The 15,771-nt window shown below is 74.1% G+C and carries 14 protein-coding genes and 1 pseudogene; 11 read left to right on the plus strand and 4 right to left on the minus strand.

What is annotated here, in order from left to right; translation table 11 throughout:
* The first annotated feature begins 25 nt into the window (after positions 1–25).
* The gene (locus tag BSL84_RS01025) at positions 26–907 is read left to right on the plus strand and encodes an AraC family transcriptional regulator (RefSeq protein WP_045323981.1); all 882 of its coding nucleotides are present in this window, start codon (positions 26–28) and stop codon (positions 905–907) included.
* Between the two features lie 70 nt (positions 908–977).
* Here the strand turns inward: BSL84_RS01025 and BSL84_RS01030 are convergent, their stop codons facing one another.
* Positions 978–1,682, minus strand: a complete 705-nt coding sequence (locus tag BSL84_RS01030; protein WP_079273070.1) for a 4'-phosphopantetheinyl transferase family protein — start codon at positions 1,680–1,682, stop codon at positions 978–980.
* Between the two features lie 792 nt (positions 1,683–2,474).
* Here BSL84_RS01030 and BSL84_RS01035 point away from each other — a divergent pair.
* A complete protein-coding gene (locus BSL84_RS01035; RefSeq protein ID WP_075969578.1) occupies positions 2,475–4,046 on the plus strand; it encodes a S8 family peptidase in 1,572 nt (523 codons plus the stop codon).
* A gap of 121 nt (positions 4,047–4,167) precedes the next feature.
* Here BSL84_RS01035 and BSL84_RS01040 read toward each other — a convergent pair whose 3' ends face one another.
* Positions 4,168–5,199, minus strand: a complete 1,032-nt coding sequence (locus BSL84_RS01040; protein ID WP_267894034.1) for a cobalamin B12-binding domain-containing protein — start codon at positions 5,197–5,199, stop codon at positions 4,168–4,170.
* A gap of 77 nt (positions 5,200–5,276) precedes the next feature.
* Complete coding sequence (locus tag BSL84_RS01045) at positions 5,277–6,863, minus strand: PP2C family protein-serine/threonine phosphatase (protein ID WP_107069710.1); 1,587 nt, start codon at positions 6,861–6,863, stop codon at positions 5,277–5,279.
* A gap of 331 nt (positions 6,864–7,194) precedes the next feature.
* Here BSL84_RS01045 and BSL84_RS01050 point away from each other — a divergent pair, with 331 nt between their 5' ends.
* The 4 genes and pseudogenes from BSL84_RS01050 to BSL84_RS35930 all read left to right on the plus strand — a co-directional run bounded on the left by BSL84_RS01050 (position 7,195) and on the right by BSL84_RS35930 (position 9,644).
* Entirely contained in the window at positions 7,195–7,539 is a 345-nt protein-coding gene (locus tag BSL84_RS01050; protein WP_045323631.1) for an STAS domain-containing protein, read from the plus strand.
* Between the two features lie 68 nt (positions 7,540–7,607).
* Entirely contained in the window at positions 7,608–8,042 is a 435-nt protein-coding gene (locus BSL84_RS01055; RefSeq protein ID WP_234363384.1) for an ATP-binding protein, read from the plus strand.
* 201 nt (positions 8,043–8,243) lie between these two features.
* Positions 8,244–8,753: pseudogene (locus BSL84_RS36835) on the plus strand (phosphatase PAP2 family protein); the annotation flags it as partial.
* Between the two features lie 123 nt (positions 8,754–8,876).
* Positions 8,877–9,644: a phosphatase PAP2 family protein gene (locus BSL84_RS35930; protein ID WP_045323639.1), complete on the plus strand. Its 768-nt coding sequence runs from the start codon at positions 8,877–8,879 to the stop codon at positions 9,642–9,644.
* Positions 9,645–9,668: 24 nt separating this feature from the next.
* Here BSL84_RS35930 and BSL84_RS01070 read toward each other — a convergent pair whose 3' ends face one another.
* On the minus strand, positions 9,669–10,169 hold the full coding sequence (locus tag BSL84_RS01070) for a MarR family winged helix-turn-helix transcriptional regulator (RefSeq protein ID WP_075969581.1): 501 nt from the start codon (positions 10,167–10,169) through the stop codon (positions 9,669–9,671).
* 100 nt (positions 10,170–10,269) lie between these two features.
* On the opposite strand from BSL84_RS01070, the gene BSL84_RS01075 reads away from it, so the two are divergent.
* The 5 genes from BSL84_RS01075 to BSL84_RS01095 all read left to right on the plus strand — a co-directional run bounded on the left by BSL84_RS01075 (position 10,270) and on the right by BSL84_RS01095 (position 15,695).
* Complete coding sequence (locus BSL84_RS01075; protein WP_075969582.1) at positions 10,270–11,484, plus strand: PP2C family protein-serine/threonine phosphatase; 1,215 nt, start codon at positions 10,270–10,272, stop codon at positions 11,482–11,484.
* Between the two features lie 47 nt (positions 11,485–11,531).
* Positions 11,532–12,059, plus strand: a complete 528-nt coding sequence (locus BSL84_RS01080; RefSeq protein WP_075969583.1) for a MarR family winged helix-turn-helix transcriptional regulator — start codon at positions 11,532–11,534, stop codon at positions 12,057–12,059.
* 182 nt (positions 12,060–12,241) lie between these two features.
* Positions 12,242–13,534: a PP2C family protein-serine/threonine phosphatase gene (locus tag BSL84_RS01085; RefSeq protein WP_075969584.1), complete on the plus strand. Its 1,293-nt coding sequence runs from the start codon at positions 12,242–12,244 to the stop codon at positions 13,532–13,534.
* A 104-nt stretch (positions 13,535–13,638) separates the two neighbouring features.
* Entirely contained in the window at positions 13,639–15,240 is a 1,602-nt protein-coding gene (locus BSL84_RS01090) for a sensor histidine kinase (protein ID WP_234363603.1), read from the plus strand.
* Positions 15,237–15,695: a response regulator gene (locus BSL84_RS01095; protein ID WP_045323636.1), complete on the plus strand. Its 459-nt coding sequence runs from the start codon at positions 15,237–15,239 to the stop codon at positions 15,693–15,695. The genes BSL84_RS01090 and BSL84_RS01095 overlap by 4 nt, the downstream gene beginning before the upstream one ends.
* Positions 15,696–15,771: the final 76 nt, after the last annotated feature.

A 15,771-nucleotide genomic window follows, 5' to 3' on the forward strand; every position in this document is an offset into this window, starting at 1 on the left:
GAGACACGAGAAGGGGTGCACAGGCGTGCTGGAGCGGCTGAATCGGGCGCTGGACCACTTGGAGGCCTGCCTCGACGGGGACATCGACATGGCCGAGGTGGCCCGGATCGCGGCCGTGTCGGAGTACCACTTCCGCCGGCTGTTCTCCGCGCTGGCGGGGATGCCGCTGCCGGTCTACGTACGGCGTCGGCGGATGACGCTCGCCGGGGCCGAGGTGCTGGCCGGGGAGCTGACGCTGCTCGATGTGGCGGTGCGGTACGGCTACGGCTCGGGTGAGGCGTTCGCCCGGGCGTTCCGCTCGGTCCACGGCATCGGGCCGGGTGAGGCGCGGCGGACGGGTGCGGTGCTCACGGCGCAGCCGCGCATGTCGTTCCGGGTGGTTGTCGAGGGGAGTACGAGCATGCGCTATCGGATCGTGGAGAAGGCGTCCTTCCGGGTCGTCGGCAGGAAGGCCACGGTCCCGCTGGTGCACGAGGGGGTCAACGCGGCGGCCGCGGCACATGTGGCGAGCCTGGACGAGCGGGCGATCGTACGGATGAAGGCGCTGGCCGGCGGGGAGCCGGCGGGGATCCTGTCCGCGGTGGTGCACCTGAGCGGCAGCCGGGAGGAGGGTGCCGAGGTGGACTACTGGGTCGGCGTGGCCGCCCACCCCGCGGCGGAAGCCGAGGGGCTGGACACCCTGGACGTGCCGGCCGGGAGCTGGGCCGTCTTCGACAACCGCGGGCCGTATCCGAGCGGTCTGCAGGAACTGTGGCGGGACGTGTTCACGCAGTGGTTCCCCTCGAACCCGTACGCGAGCCGGCCGGGTCCCGAACTCCTGCTGACGCAGCCGGTGGAGGTCGGCGCGGAGACCGCCTCCCAGTTGTGGATCCCGGTCGAGCGGACCGGCGGGAGTGCCGCGGCCTGAGGCTTCCGGACCGTCGGGGCCGCGCTCCGGCGACGCTGACTGCCGCTGCCGCTGCCGCGGTACACGTGCCTCAGGGGGTGGTGGCGGTGGCGAGCGCGGCCCGGTAGCGGGAGGGGGCGGGCAGGTCGGTGAGCTGGTAGCCGGGGACGGCGGCGGGGCGGGTGAGGACGCCGACGTAGGGCTCGGCGAGGCCGTTGGCGAGACCCGTTCCGGCGGCTTTGAGGCAGGCTTCCTTGCGGGCCCAGCAGCGCGCGAGTGCGGTGACCCGTTCCGAGGCGGGGAGCGCGGTCAACTCCTGCGTCTCGGCGGGATGCAGGAGGTGCATGACGTCGGTGAGTGTCTGCGGGGTCGGGTGCTCTTCGATGTCGACGCCGACGGGGGTGGTGGCGAGTGCGATGTACGCATGGTCGCCGCTGTGGGAGAGGGAGAAGTGGACCGGGTTTCCGGGGATGTTGGGGCGGCCGTGCGGGGCGCCGCAACAGGGGCAGTCCTCCCGGGTGAGCCGGACGGTGTGGGGCGGCCGGTCGAGGTGCAGGCCGAGGAGGATGCGCAGGGCGATGTGGGAGGCGGCGTAGCGGTGGGCCAGGTCCGGGGTGTGGAAGCGGGCGGCGCGGTCGCGCTCCTCCGCGTCGAGGACGGAGTCCGCGTCGGCGACACGGTGCCCGCCGACCGTGTCGACGGTGGTGTTGAGGGCCCACACCACCGGGGCGGCGGGGGTGGGCGCGGGACCCGACACGGGCGCGGTCGGTCCGAGTTGGTTCACGTGCTCGATCACGTGTTTGAGGGTAGTCGAGGCGAGCCGGGGTGTCGGCCGCGGCCGCCCGGTGTGGCGGGACGCGGTCCGGGCGCCGGGCGGTGCCGCTTGTGCGGTTCCGTCCTCCCGGCGGCCGTGTCGACCGGTGCCGCGGGGTATCCTCGCGCGGCCGCTCACGAAAATTTCACAACCGGGCCCTGAGCGCTTCGGCGGGCGGGCTCCGGCCCGTGGGCGGCGCTCCCCCGGCGTCCGGGCCGGGCGCCGGCGCCGCCCGCAGGGCCGCTGGACGAGCGCTTCGCGGCCCCCTGATCCGGGCGGTCGGGGCGCTGGCGAGACGCGCGGTGTGGCGTGAACCCGTTGCCGTCCCGGGAGTCGGCGGGGTACGCCGCCGTGCCGGGCGCGGGGGGAACTGCCCAGGCAGCGGCGGCGACGGACCGGACCGCCGCGGCGTGGAGGGCTGCGCGGCCCGTTCCGGAGCGGCACCCGTCTCCGGCGTGAATTCGAGCCCCTCCGGCCGGCGCGGTCCGGGCGGTACGGGAGGGCCTGTGGTTCGCCGCCGCGCCCGGGATCGGCCTCGCGGGCCGTGCCCCCGTCATGTGCGGTCCGTCTTTGCCCAATCATGGCCGGAGCATGGCAAGGATGTCACGCGTTCACCGTCCCCTTGTGGGCGGGCCGGGGGTGGGTCAACCTTTCGAAGGCGGAGGCGAGTTGACGGGTTGTCATGGACATGTGGCGCCAGTACGGCCGCGTGCCAGCCGCCCATCGCCCCCGCCCCATCCCCGCAGTGCACCACCTACGAGGAGGACCCCCCACATGTCCGTGATGCGTCACACCCGCCGGAGGCTCGCCGGCATCAGCGCGACCGCGGTCGCGGCCCTCGCGCTCGGCGCGGCCGCCGCACTGCCCGCCTCGGCGGCCGACAGCGGCGCGCAGGGCGTCATCGAGAACGCCGGCGCCGCCGGAGCCGTCCCCGGCAGCTACATCGTGACCCTGAAGGACTCCGCGGCCCGTTCCACCGCCGACAGCGGCAAGGCCGTGGCGAAGCGGTACGGCGCCCGGATCGACCGGACCTACACCGCGGCCCTCAACGGCTACTCCGTCAAGGTCTCCGAGGCGCAGGCCAGGAAGCTCGCCGCCGACCCGGCCGTCCAGTCGGTCGTGCAGGACCGGGTCTTCACCGTGGACGCGACCCAGCCGAACCCGCCGTCGTGGGGCCTCGACCGGATCGACCAGCGGGCGCTTCCGCTGAACCAGAGCTACACCTACCCGGACAAGGCCGGCGAGGGCGTCACCGCGTACGTCATCGACACCGGTGTCCGCATCACGCACCAGGACTTCGGCGGCCGCGCCTCCTACGGCTACGACGCCATCGACAACGACAACACCGCGCAGGACGGGCACGGCCACGGCACGCACGTCGCCGGCACCGTCGCGGGCGGCGCGTACGGCGTGGCCAAGAAGGCCAAGATCGTCGGCGTCCGCGTCCTCGACAACAACGGCTCCGGCACCACCGCCCAGGTCGTGGCCGGCATCGACTGGGTGACCCGCAACGCCGTCAAGCCGGCCGTCGCCAACATGTCGCTCGGCGGCGGCGCCGACTCCGCGCTGGACACGGCCGTCCGCAACTCCATAGCCTCCGGCATCACCTACGGTGTCGCGGCGGGCAACGAGTCGACGAACGCCTCCACCAAGTCCCCGGCGCGCGTCGCCGAGGCCATCACCGTCGGCGCCACCACCAGCAGCGACGCCAAGGCGAGCTACTCCAACTACGGCTCCGTGCTGGACATCTTCGCCCCCGGCTCCTCCATCACCTCCGCGTGGGGCACGGGCGACACCTCCACCAACACCATCTCCGGCACCTCGATGGCCACTCCGCACGTGGTCGGCGCGGCGGCGCTGTACCTGGCGCAGAACCCCTCCAGCACCCCGGCGCAGGTCCGCGACGGCCTGGTGGCCGCCGCGACCCCGAACGTGGTCACCAGTCCCGGTACGGGCTCCCCGAACCTCCTGCTCAACGTCGGTGAGGGCGGCACCGTCCCGCCCGGCGACCGCTTCGAGAACACCGCGGACTTCGCGATCCGTGACAACGCGACCGTCGATTCGCCCGTGACCGTCAGCGGGGTCGCCGGCAACGCCCCGGCGGCGCTGACCGTCGCGGTCGACATCAAGCACACCTACATCGGCGACCTCAGGGTTGACCTGGTGGCGCCCGACGGCACCCTGTACAACCTCCACAACCGCTCGGGCGGCAGCGCGGACAACATCATCAGGACCTTCACGGTGAACGCCTCCTCCGAGGTCGCCAACGGTGTGTGGAAGCTGCGGGTGAGGGACAACGCGAGCCTCGACACCGGGAAGATCGACTCCTGGGCGCTGCAGTTCTGAGCAAGCCGGGAGCGCGCGTGACTTCTGAGCCGCGATGAACAGGCGGGGGCGACCGGGGGCGGTCGCCCCCGCCGCACGTCCCCGCCGCACGTCCCCGCCGCACGTCCCCGCCCGTGTGACCTCAGGCGCGCGGCTCCGGGCCGGCGGAAGGGGCGGCGGTCAGGCGGGCGGCTCCCGACCGCAGGGTGGCGGTCGCGCGGGGGAAGTCGTGCAGCTCCCGCTGCAGCAGCTCCAAGGCGGGCAGCATCGAGGCGGCCGGAACGCCGCGGGCCTCCAGCACTGCGGCGGTCCACAGCAGGAAGTCCCGGAAGAGGTCCTCATCGCCCGTGTAGAGGGCGGCCCCGAGGAAGTCGACGATGTGGGCGAGGTCTTCGGCGGTGCGCTCGCGCTGCACTTCGGTGTAGTCGCGCATCGCCGGGTACGCGTCCTCCAGTCCCGCGAAGACGGCGCGGACGAGCCGCGGGCGGCTGCGGGCGACCAGCGTGTACTCCTGGTCTCTCAGGTGGGGCAGGTCGTCCACGGCCTGGTGGCCGGGCCGGGGCCGCGGGAGCGGTCCGCGGGCCAGTTCGTCGGCGGCGGCCCGCGCGTCGGGTGCCCAGGAGTCCGCGCCGAGCAGGCGGGCGTATCGGCCCCCGGGCCCGAAGGCGGCCCCGCCCACGATCACCGGGATCCCAGCGGCCTGGCATGCGGTGACGGTCGCGTGGGCGGCGGGCAGCCGGGTCGCGAGGGAACCGGAGAGCGCCACGGCGTCCGGGCCGGTGCGGTGCAGGTGCGCGACCAGGTGTGCGGCGCTCACCTGCGCCCCGAGGTAGTCCACGCGCCACCCCCTGATGCGCAGCACCTCGGCCAGGAGCCGGGCGGGCAGGGCGTGCCATTCGCCGTCCACGCAGGCCACCGTGACCCGGCCGCGCGTAGCCGCCTTGCGCACCGAGGGGTGCAGGGCCAGGGCGGCCACGGCCCGTTCGTTGATGGCGGTCGCGGCGTGCTCCTGGGCGACGGTGATGCGGTTCGCCGCCCACTCCCGGCCGACCCGGCCCTGTACGGAGGCGATGACGTCGAGCAGCAGGTCCTCCGCGTCCGTGCCGGCGTCCAGTGCGCGCAGCACCGTACCGACCGCGGCCGCCTCGTCGAACGCCATCACCGACTCCCACACGTGGGCGCGTAGCTCCTCCGGCGCAGGTGCCGCTGCGGGTGCCGCTGCCGGTCCGGGTGACGGGGTGTCGTACGGGCTCACGCGGTGAACCGCCCGCGGGTGCGGCCGTCCCCCGCGCCGAGGTGGTTGGTGCGCGGGGCCGCGATCACGACGACGGCCATGTCGTCGTGGCGGCCCGCCCCCACCCACTGCGAGGTGAGCATCTGCACGTGCTCGACGACCGCCTCGGCGGGCATCGCCGCGCACTGGGACAGGGCGCGGCGCAGTCGCTCCTCCCCGAACATCGCGCCGCCCATGGGTCCTCCCCGTGCCTCGCTGATCCCGTCGGTGTACAGCACGCAGGTGTCGCCGGGGGCCAGTGTCACGCGGGCCGTCTCCGTGGTCATCTCGGGCAGGGCCCCCACCAGCGTTCCCTTCGTACGGGCCTCCTCCACCCGGCCGTCGGAGCGCAGGATCAGCGGGGCGGGGTGTCCTGCGCTCGTCAGGCGCAGCCGCACGGCGTTGCCGTCCCGGGCGGCGGAGGCCAGCACCATGGTGGCGAAGCGGGCGTTCTCGGAGTTCAGCAGTGAGGCGTTGAGGAGGCTGAGCATCCGGTGGTGGTCGTCGGCCATCGGCAGGAGGGCGTGCAGCGTGTTGCGGATCTTGCCGGTCATAACCGCCGCCTGCAGCCCCTTGCCGCACACGTCGCCGAGGACGACGAGGGACGCCTCGCCCTCGCCGGCGGCGGGGTGCACGTCGTAGAAGTCACCGCCGACCCGCTCGTGGTCCTTCGACGGCCGGTAGCCGCCGGCGTACTCCACCCCTGCAACCTGGTGCAGCAGGGGAGGGAGGAGTTCACGCATCAGGGTGTCGGTGATCGACGCCTGCTCCGCGTAGAGGCGGGCTGCCGACATGGCGGCGCCCGCGCGGGCGGCGAACAGCCGCGCGAACACCTCCTCGCCCTCGGTGAACGCGTTCGCGCCGTCGGCGCGCAGCAGTACCAGGGCGCCCGCGGGCACGCCCTGCCCGGGCAGGGGGGTGATGACGATGGACCCCAGGGCGTCGAAGCCGTCCGGCACCAGCCAGGCCGGTGCGGCGGACGGATCGAGCCACCGGGAGGGGACGGGCGGGAAGCCCTGGAGCGCCTCGGCCAGCCCGGGCACGTCCTCGGGGTCGACGAGGGCGCGTGAGACGGAGGGGCTGCCGCCGCGGACGCAGGTCACGACCGGCAGCTCGGGGCCGTGCGCGGGGGCGATCACCAGGGCCGCGTCGGCGAGGTGGTCGGCCGCCATTTGGGCGGTGACGTCCATGCACCGGTCGAGGTTCAGGGAGGACAGCAGGAGGTTGGAGGAGCGGACCAGGAACTCGGTGCGGTCCCGTTCCTTCCGCAGCGCCTCCCGGGCCAGCCGGTGGTCGGTGTCGTCGACGAGCCACCACGCGACGGTGCCGTCTTCGAGGGGGGTCGGGTGCGCCTCGTACGAGCGGTCGCCGACGGGCCCCTCGACGGCGGCGGTCCCGGCGGGCGGGAGCCGGTCGGACGCGGGCGCGGTGCAGCGTGCGTGCGCCGCCACCAGCCACCCGGGAACAGCGTCCGCCATCGCCGAGCCGGGGCGGGCGTCCGGGAACACCAGCCCGGCCGCCGCGTTGGCGTGGACCACGACCGCACGGGCGTCGGCCACCAGCACCGGATAGGGGGCCTGACTCCACGGGGGGCCCGTGGCGGGCGATCTCGGTGTTTCGGTGGAAGGAAGCAAACGTCGAAGGCCCGCTGCGCGGGCCCCTCACCTCATCGCGTTCATCACGTACGTCGGAAAAACCTCGGACCAGACAGTTGTCCTCCGGCAACCATCCTCCATGGGCCGTACACCTCGCAACCGCGCCACAGGGGGCGCGGTGCCGCAGGCCCGTACCCGTAGGGCGGCCCGGGAGGGACCTCTGCCCTGCCAGGGAGGGAACGCTGCCTTTGCGGGTACCCGGTCACCGTGCCCGTACGCGATGTAGGAGGATGTCCCGGTGATGGGAGAGGAAGCGGTCGTCACCACGACCACAACACGCGACGCGACGGTCATCCGCCTGCGCGGCGAGGTCGACGAGGACAGCGCACCGTCCCTGGTCGGCGCCCTCGCGCGGGCCGCGGCGTGCGGCCTGCCCCGCACGGTGGTGGACCTCTCCGGCACGCCCTTCGTCGACTCCTCCGTGCTGCACGCGCTGCTCGACGCGCAGCGGGCCCACGCCGACGCCGGGTCGGTGCTCGTCCTCGCCGGCCCGCTGCACACCGCCGTCCGGCGGCTGTTCGAGGTCACCGGGACCGCGGCGGCGTTCCGTACGGCGGACAGCCTGGCGACCGCGATGACATGCTGACCCCCCACCCCCCGTCCCCGAACGGGTCGTCACGGCACGGACCGGGCGGCCATGGGCAGGCGATGAGTATGAACCCACCCCCGCCGTCCGAGGCGCCTCCGGGCCCGCAGCGGCACCGCGCGGACGCCGTCGGCGGACGCCGGCACGACGCGCCGCCCGGGTCGGCGGCCGAGGCCCGTGAGCGTGTCCGCGAACTGCTGCTCCTGGCGGGTGTCAGCCTCGACAGCGTCATCGCCGCGGACGCCCTGCTCGTCACCTCGGAGCTGGTCACCAACGCGATCCGGCACGGGTACGGTGTGAGCGCCTTCCAGGCCGACATCGCGGGAGACGTCCTGCGGCTGACCATCGCCGACGCCAACCCCCGCCTGCCCGCGGCCCGTACGGGCACGGTCGAGCACCCCGGCGGTTACGGCTGGCCGCTCATCCAGCGCCTGGCGGAGCACGTCGACTGCCGCACCCGCCCCGACGGGAAGACCATCACGACGGCGCTCCGCCTGAGCTGAGCGCCGTAGCCGGCACGGCGGGCCGGGGGCTACGGGCTTGCGGGCTTGCGGGCTTGCGGGCTTGCGGGCTTGCGGGCTTGCGGGCTTGCGGGGCGCATCATCGGGCGGGGCCGGGCAACAAGGGCCTCCATGACGACGGAGAAGGGCGGGGCCGCCCGGCACTTCCGGCTGGTGTGGCTCCTGGCGGCGCAGACCGCCCTGATGGTGCTTCTGGGCTTCTGGGTGACCCGTGTGGCGGTCGGCCATTGGCCGTTCACCCTGGAGGACCGCCTGGCGCAGGACCTGGCCGCGCATCGCAGCCCGGTCTGGAACGGCGCCACCGCGGTGCTGTCGCTGCTGGCCGGCACGGAGGGCATCGTCACAGTGACGTTGCTCTGCGTCGTCGGTCTGCTGGCGCTGCCGCCCGCCCCGCGCTGGGGGGAGGCCCTGTTCCTGGGGGCGTCGGTCGCCGTCCAGTCGGCGGTCTTCCTGGTCGTCACCTTCTTCGTGGAGCGGCCGCGGCCCGACGTTCCCCAGTTGGACGGGGCGCCGCCCACGTCGGGCTTCCCCTCAGGGCACGTCGGCGCGTCCGTCGCCCTGTACGGAGGGCTGGCGGCCATCGTGCTGAGCCGTGTGCGCGGACCGTGGCGGTACCCGGCGGCCGGGGTGCTGCTGCTCGTGCCGCCCGCGGTCGCGCTGTCCCGCGTGTACCGGGGCATGCACCATCCGTCCGACGTGCTGGGCGGTCTGCTCAACGGCGCCGCGGTGCTGCTCGTCCTGTGGTCCGCCGTGTCCGCCGGGGCCCAGCGCACCGCCGGTACCCGCAGCCTCGGTACGGTCGGTGCCGTCGGGGCGCTGCTCGCCCGGCATTCGGGGCCGGACGCGGCGTTCGGCCGCAGGCTGGTCCTGGCGTCCACGGCCACGGCCGCGGTGTCGGTGCCGTTCGCCCTGGCCCTCGTACTCGTCGAGTCCCGCTGGCCACCGCTGTACCGGCTCGACCGGGGCACCGCGGAGCGGCTGCACCGCACCGCGCTCGAACACCCCGCCTGGGTACGCGTCCTGGACTTCTTCACCGGCGTGGTGTGGGACCCGGTGACCATGCGGCTGCTGGTGGCGGGCCTGGTGGTGTGGCTTCTGACGCGGCGGGCGTGGCGGTTGGCGGCATGGGCCGGTGTCACGGCGGCGTCCGGGGCGGTGATCGGGTTCCTGGTCAAGAACGTGGTGGAGCGGGCCCGCCCGCACCTTCCGGAACCCGTCGCCCATGCGCCCGGCTTCTCCTTCCCCTCCGGGCATGCCATGACGGCTGTGACCTCGTGCGCCGTCCTGCTGCTGGTCCTGCTGCCCCTGGTGCCCCGCGCCTGGCGGCCGTTGCCCTGGGCGCTGGCGGCGGTGGCGGTGGTGGGGGTGGGCTACACCCGGGTCGCGCTGGGGGTGCACTGGGTGAGTGACGTCGTCGGGGGCTGGCTCCTCGGCCTCGCCGTGGTCACGGCGACCACCCTGGCCTTCGAGGCCTGGCGCGCCGACACCGGACGTCCGAGGACGGCGGTGAGCGAGGGCCTGGAGCCGGAGATCTCCGGCGCCGACGACCCCGAAGCCCTCCCCTCCGGCACGGCGCCGGAGTAGTACGGCGCGGGGCGGTCTGCCGCGTCAGGCCGTCCTGGAGGTAACGGAGTCCGGGGAGGGCAGCCGCAGCGGCTTCGCGACCGCGGCGCAGAAGTCGGCGAGCCCCGTGGCCAGGGCGGCCCGGGAGGCTTCCGGCATCGCGGCCATCGCCTCGGCCAGCGCGGCCTCCCTGCGGGCGCGCAGGCGTTGGAGGTACGTCCGGCCCGCGGGTGTCAGCCCCAGCAGGACCTCACGGCGGTCCTCGGCCCCGGGGTGGCGTTCGAGGAAGCCCACGGCCTGCAGGCGGTCGCACAGCCGGGTGACCGACGGCGGTGCCGCGTCCAGCAGTCTGCCGAGGTCGCGCAGGTTCAGCCGGTCGTTCGCCTCGACGAGGAACAGCACCCGCGCCTGCGCGGAGGAGACGGGCGCGGAGCCGGCCGTGTCCCGGCCCCGCTCCCAGACCACTTCCAGCAGCTCGATCAGTTCGCTCATCTCCGCGACCGCCGACACGGTCGGCCGCGCGGAGCCGATCGACCGCTGACTCATGTGACACTCCCTACCGGACGTACGCGCAGCCGTTCCCGGCGGGACCGGCGGCTTCGTCGTCCACCATTTTGGCAGTTGCGAGAGAACAGGGTCGGGGCCGGTGACGACGGACGTACGCGGCGAAGGTACCGGGGGCGGCGGGAGCATCGAGCGGGCGCTGCGCGGGGCAGCCCCGCACGCGCTGTTCGAGGAGGTACGGGCCGTCCTGTGCCGCGACCACGGGGCGGCGGGGGCCGAACTGCTGATGGCGGACTACGCCTCGGCGCGGCTCCAGCCGGTCACGGCGCAGCCGTTCACCGCCGACTCGGTCTCGGCGTACAACAGCGCCGCGGGCCGGGCCTTCGGTGCGCAGGAGGCGCACGTGGTCCCCGTGGAGGGTGGTGTGACCGTGCACCTGCCGGTGACCGTGCGCGGGGACCGGCTCGGGGTCCTGAGTGTCCGTTACCCGTCCGGGGCGCCGGTCGGTGTGCACATCGGCCCGCTGCAGGACGTGGCCGACGCGCTGGCCCACGAGATCCTGGTCGCCGACCGCGACACCGACTTCTTCCTGCAGGCGCGCCGGGCCCAGAGGCTCACCCTGGCGGCGGAGATGCAGTGGCAGCTGCTGCCGGGGCGCTCGTGCTCCCGTCCCGAGTACGACCTCGGGGCCCAGCTGGAGCCCGCGTACGCCGTCTTCGGCGACAGCTTCGACTGGTCGGCCTCCGCCGACCATCTGACGCTGACCGTCAACAACGGCATGGGCGAGGGCATCGACGCGGCGCTGCTGTCCAGCCTCGCCGTCAGTGCGCTGCGCAACGCGCGGCGGGCGGGCCTCGGCCTCGCGGACCAGGCGGCACTGGCGGACCAGGCGCTGTACGGCCAGCACCAGGGGCGGCTGCACCTGCCGATGCTGCTGCTCCGCTTCGACCTCGACACCGGCGAGGCCGAGGTCGTCGACGCCGGGTCGCCCCGGGTGTGGCGGCTGCGCGGGGGCACCCTGGAGCCGTTCGAGCTGGAGGCGCAGCTGCCGCTCGGCATGTTCGAGGACACCGTCTACACCTCCCAGCGCTTCCGGGTGCTGCCCGGGGACCGGCTGTTCTTCCTCAGTGACGGCGTCTACGGCGCCCTCTCCCCCGCCGGCGAGCCGTACGGCCTGCACGCCCTGACCCGGGCGGTCATGAACACGCGGCTGCTGCCGCCCTCGCAGGTGCCGCGGGCGCTGCTGGAGGACCTGCCGGGGCACCGGGGCGGCGTGGACGCCGCCGACGACGCGCTGGTGGTCTGCCTCGACTGGCACGGCCGGCCCGGTACCGGGGCCGGCGCGGGCACACCGTAGCGGTCGGTGCCGGGCCCCGCGGCGCGGGACGGTGGCACAGTGGTGGCATGCCCCGTCCCGGCCGCCCCGGCGCCCACGAGGACCCGGCCGCGGCACTCGCCGCCGCGGCGGATGTCCTCGCTGTGCTGCATGCCAGAGGCCAGGACGGTGTGTCACCGGCGGTGTCACCGTCGCAGCTGCGGGCGCTGCTCGCCGTGGAGGGTGCAGAGGGAGCCAATCTGCGGACCCTGGGCGATGTGCTCGGATCCCGTCCGCCTTCGGTCACCCGCCTCTGCGACCGGCTGGAGGCCATGGGGCTGCTGACTCGTTCGCCCCATCCGTCCCGGCGGCGCGAGGTGGAGGTGCGGCTCACGCCGCGGGGGCGCGCGGTGCTGGACGAGCGGCGGGCCCTGCGGATGCGGGAGTTGTCGGCGGTGCTCGGGCGGATGGCACCCGAGGCGGTGGAGTCACTGGTGGCGGGCCTGGCGGCGTTCCGCGAGGCAGCGGCTGCCGCCCGTCCGGCCGGGCCGCCGTACACGGACGCCGGCCCCTCCTCCGCGGTGCAGCGCCCGGGCACCGTGCCAGGCGGGGCCTGACAGGCGGGGCGCGACGGCCGCTCCCGATTCCGGGGATGGTCGCCGGTGGGTCGGCAAAGATGGCACACTCATTGAGTGTGTGAAATATTGCCTGACGGCAATGATCATTCCTGCTGGTCCGACGCAACCCGGCGTCCGTGGGGCGTCCGCCGCCCGAGATCCGAAGGGACAGACGCGACGCCATGGCGAGCATTCCCGGCCTGGGGGCCCAGCGCCCGGCCGCCCGGCCACCGCAGCATCCGGTCGTCCGGCCCCGGCAGGCGTCCTCCGCCACGCCGGACGACTCGCTGGCCCTGTGGAACGGCGTACCACCGTACGTCCTGCTCATCGAGGACGACGAGGGCGACGCCCTGCTCGTCGAGGAACTCGTGGAGGACAGCGGGATCGAGGTCCGCCTCGGCCGGGCCCGCTCCCTCGACGACGCCCTGCACCTGCTGCGGGCCGAGGCCCCCGAGTGCGTCCTGCTGGACCTGCACCTGCCCGACGCCCAGGGCCTGGAGGGGCTGAGGAGGGTCCTGGACGTGTCCGCCGAGGCCGCGGTCGTCGTCCTGACGGGCCTGTCGGAGGAGCGGGCGGGACTGACCGCCGTCACGGCCGGCGCCCAGGACTACCTGGTCAAGGGGCGTGTGGAGCCCGACGTCTTCATGCGGGCGATCCGCTACGCGATCCAGCGCAAGCGCACCGAGCTGGCGGCCGTCGCCCTCCAGGCGGGCAAGCTGCGCGCCGAGGAGAACGCGCGCCTCGAACGCGGCCTGCTCCCGACGCCGCTGCTCCTCGACGACGCACCCGACGCCGTCTCCGTCTGCGCCCGCTACCACCCCGGACGTGCCCAGACGCTGCTCGGCGGGGACTTCTACGACGTCGTCCAGACCCCCGACGGAGCCACGCACGCGGTCGTCGGCGACGTGTCGGGTCACGGCCCCAGCGAGGCGGCCCTGGGTGTGTGCCTCCGCGTGGCCTGGCGGTCCTTCGTCATGGCGGGCGCCCGCGGCGCCGAACTCCTCGGCCTTCTGGAGCGGATCCTGCTGGCGGAGCGCTCCGGCCCGGAGATCTTCGCCACCCTCGTCTCCCTCACCCGTCCCGCCGGCACCCGTACGGTCTCCGTGCAGCGCGCCGGCCACCCCGGTTTCCTGGTCCGCTCCGCGGCCGGGGTGGAGCTGCGCACCGTACCGGGCGGGCCCGCGCTGGGCATCCTGCCCGGCTGGGGCGCCGGATGGCCCGTGAAGGAGGTGGCGGTGGAGGCGGGGGGCGCCGTGATGCTCTTCACGGACGGCCTGATCGAGGGGCGCACCGGCCCCGGCTCCGACCGCCTCGACGAGACGGGCCTCCTGGAGATCGCCCGCAAGCACGCCGACCTGCCCGCGGAACCGTTCGTCGACACGCTGATCCAGACGGCGCAGGGCCTCGCCGCGGACTGGGGCGGCCTGGCCGACGACGTCGCCGTCCTCCACCTGGAATGGAACTCCCCCACGTGACCTCCCCCATACCGTCTCCCGAGACGGCTCCCCAGCAGGCCCCGGTCCGCCATGGAGTGAGCCTGCGGGTCTGGCTGACCGCCGTGCTGGCGGCGCTCGCCCTCATGGTCGTCGGCACGGGCGCGCTCGGCGCGGCCCTGCTGTCCCACACCACGACGGCCGGCAACCGGCTCGTCGACGGCATCCTGCCCGCCCAGCGGGACGCCCTGCGGCTGGAGACGGCCCTGCTGGACCAGGAGACCGGGGTCCGCGGCTATCTGCTGGCCGACGAGCCGGCCCTGCTGGAACCGTACGAACGCGGGCTGGCCGACGAGGCCGCGGCCGCCCAGCGCCTGGCGGCGGTCCTCTCCGCCGACATCGGCGACGACGGCGTACGTGAGGACCTGGCGGCCGTGCGGGAGGCGGCCCGGGCCTGGCGCGAGCAGTTCGCGGCTCCCGCCGTCGCCTCCGTGCAGAACGGCACGCCCCCGCCGTCGCTGCAGGCCGGCAAGGACCGCTTCGACGAGGTCCGTCGGCGGATCGCCGCCCAGCAGGCACGTCTGGACCGCATCCAGGCCGACGCCCGCGCCACCTTCGGCGACGCGCGCTCAGAGCGCGACCACATCCTGCTGGCGGTCGGCGTGGCCTTCCTACTGGCCGGCGCGGCGCTCGCCGTGCTGCTCCACGTGGGCGTGCTCCGGCCGCTGGCCGTGGTGCGCACCGCCTCCCGGCGTGTCGCGGACGGGGCCTTCGAGGAGGAGATACCCCTGCGCGGCCCCTCCGACCTGCGCGCCCTGGCGGAGGCCGTGGAGGCCATGCGGCACCGGACCGTGGCCGAGCTGAAGGCATCGCGGCGCAATGCCGAGCGGCTCGACCGCACGGCCGCCGAACTGGATGCGCAGGCGGTGGAGCTGCGCCGCTCCAACGCGGAGCTGGAGCAGTTCGCGTACGTGGCCTCGCACGACCTCCAGGAGCCGCTGCGCAAGGTGGCGTCCTTCTGCCAGCTGCTGGAGAAGCGGTACGGGGACCAGCTCGACGAGCGCGGCGCCCAGTACATCGGCTTCGCCGTCGACGGCGCCAAGAGGATGCAGGTGCTCATCAACGACCTGTTGACCTTCTCCCGGGTGGGCCGGGTCCAGGACGCGCGCGAGAGGGTCGGGCTGGACGGCACGCTGGACCGGGCACTGCGGAACCTGGCCGCCGCCGTGGAGGAGAGCGGCGCGGAGATCACCCGGCCCGAGCGGCTGCCGGAGGTGGTGGGCGACCCGACGCTCCTGACGATGCTGTGGCAGAACCTGGTGGGCAACGCGGTCAAGTTCCGTTCGCCGGAGCGTGCTCCGCGCGTCGAGGTGGCCGTGGCCGACGGCCCCGAGGCGGAGGCGGGCTTCCACACCTTCACCGTGACCGACAACGGCATCGGCGTACCGGCCGAGTTCGCCGAGAAGGTGTTCGTCATCTTCCAGCGGCTGCACGGCCGGGAGGTCTACGGCGGCACCGGGATCGGCCTCTCGCTCTGCAAGAAGATCGTCGAGCACGCCGGCGGACGCATCCGGATCGACACCGGGCACCGGGACGGCACCCGGATCGTCTTCACCCTGCCCGTCGCCAGTGCCGCCACCGCCGACACCGGCGCGGTCACCGCCTCCGCCCCCGCCACAGCCACCGCCGAGACCGGCGCCGATGCCGGGCCGCACGCTCCCGTACCCACCGAAGGAAGCCCACGATGAGCACTGCCGCAGACCGGCCCCAGGCCACCCCCGCCGAAGTCCTGCTGGTCGAGGACGACGCGGGCGACGAGCTGATGACCCGCGAGGCCTTCGAGGACAACAAGATCGGGAACGTGCTGCACGTGGTGCGGGACGGCCTGGAGGCCCTGGACTTCCTGTACCGCCGCGGCGAGCACGCCCACGCCCCGCGCCCCGATCTGATCCTGCTCGACCTGAACCTGCCCAAGTACGACGGACGGCAGGTCCTCGAACAGATCAAGACCGACCCGGAGCTGAGCCACATCCCCGTGGTCGTGCTCACCACCTCGGCGGCCGAGGAGGACATCCTGCGCAGCTACAAGCTGCACGCCAACGCCTACGTGACGAAGCCGGTCGACCTCGACCAGTTCATCAGGGCGATCCAGCAGATCGACGACTTCTTCGTCACCGTGGTCAAGCTCCCCCGGGCCCGATGAGGCCGACGGCCGGCCGGGGAGGGGACGCAGTGGTTCGGGAATGTGAACGGGAAATGTGGGGAAGACGGACGTGAGC

The organism is Streptomyces sp. TN58 (assembly GCF_001941845.1).
Classification (GTDB): Bacteria; Actinomycetota; Actinomycetes; order Streptomycetales; family Streptomycetaceae; genus Streptomyces.

Excerpts from the sequence above, each read along its gene's own strand:
- BSL84_RS01035 (WP_075969578.1), top strand. The coding sequence starts at position 2,475 with ATGTCCGTGATGCGTCACACCCGCCGGAGGCTCGCCGGCATCAGCGCG.
- BSL84_RS01050 (WP_045323631.1), top strand. The coding sequence starts at position 7,195 with ATGGGAGAGGAAGCGGTCGTCACCACGACCACAACACGCGACGCGACG.
- BSL84_RS01055 (WP_234363384.1), top strand. The coding sequence starts at position 7,608 with ATGAACCCACCCCCGCCGTCCGAGGCGCCTCCGGGCCCGCAGCGGCAC.
- BSL84_RS01070 (WP_075969581.1), bottom strand. The coding sequence starts at position 10,169 with ATGAGTCAGCGGTCGATCGGCTCCGCGCGGCCGACCGTGTCGGCGGTC.
- BSL84_RS01080 (WP_075969583.1), top strand. The coding sequence starts at position 11,532 with ATGCCCCGTCCCGGCCGCCCCGGCGCCCACGAGGACCCGGCCGCGGCA.
- BSL84_RS01085 (WP_075969584.1), top strand. The coding sequence starts at position 12,242 with ATGGCGAGCATTCCCGGCCTGGGGGCCCAGCGCCCGGCCGCCCGGCCA.
- BSL84_RS01090 (WP_234363603.1), top strand. The coding sequence starts at position 13,639 with ATGGTCGTCGGCACGGGCGCGCTCGGCGCGGCCCTGCTGTCCCACACC.
- BSL84_RS01095 (WP_045323636.1), top strand. The coding sequence starts at position 15,237 with ATGAGCACTGCCGCAGACCGGCCCCAGGCCACCCCCGCCGAAGTCCTG.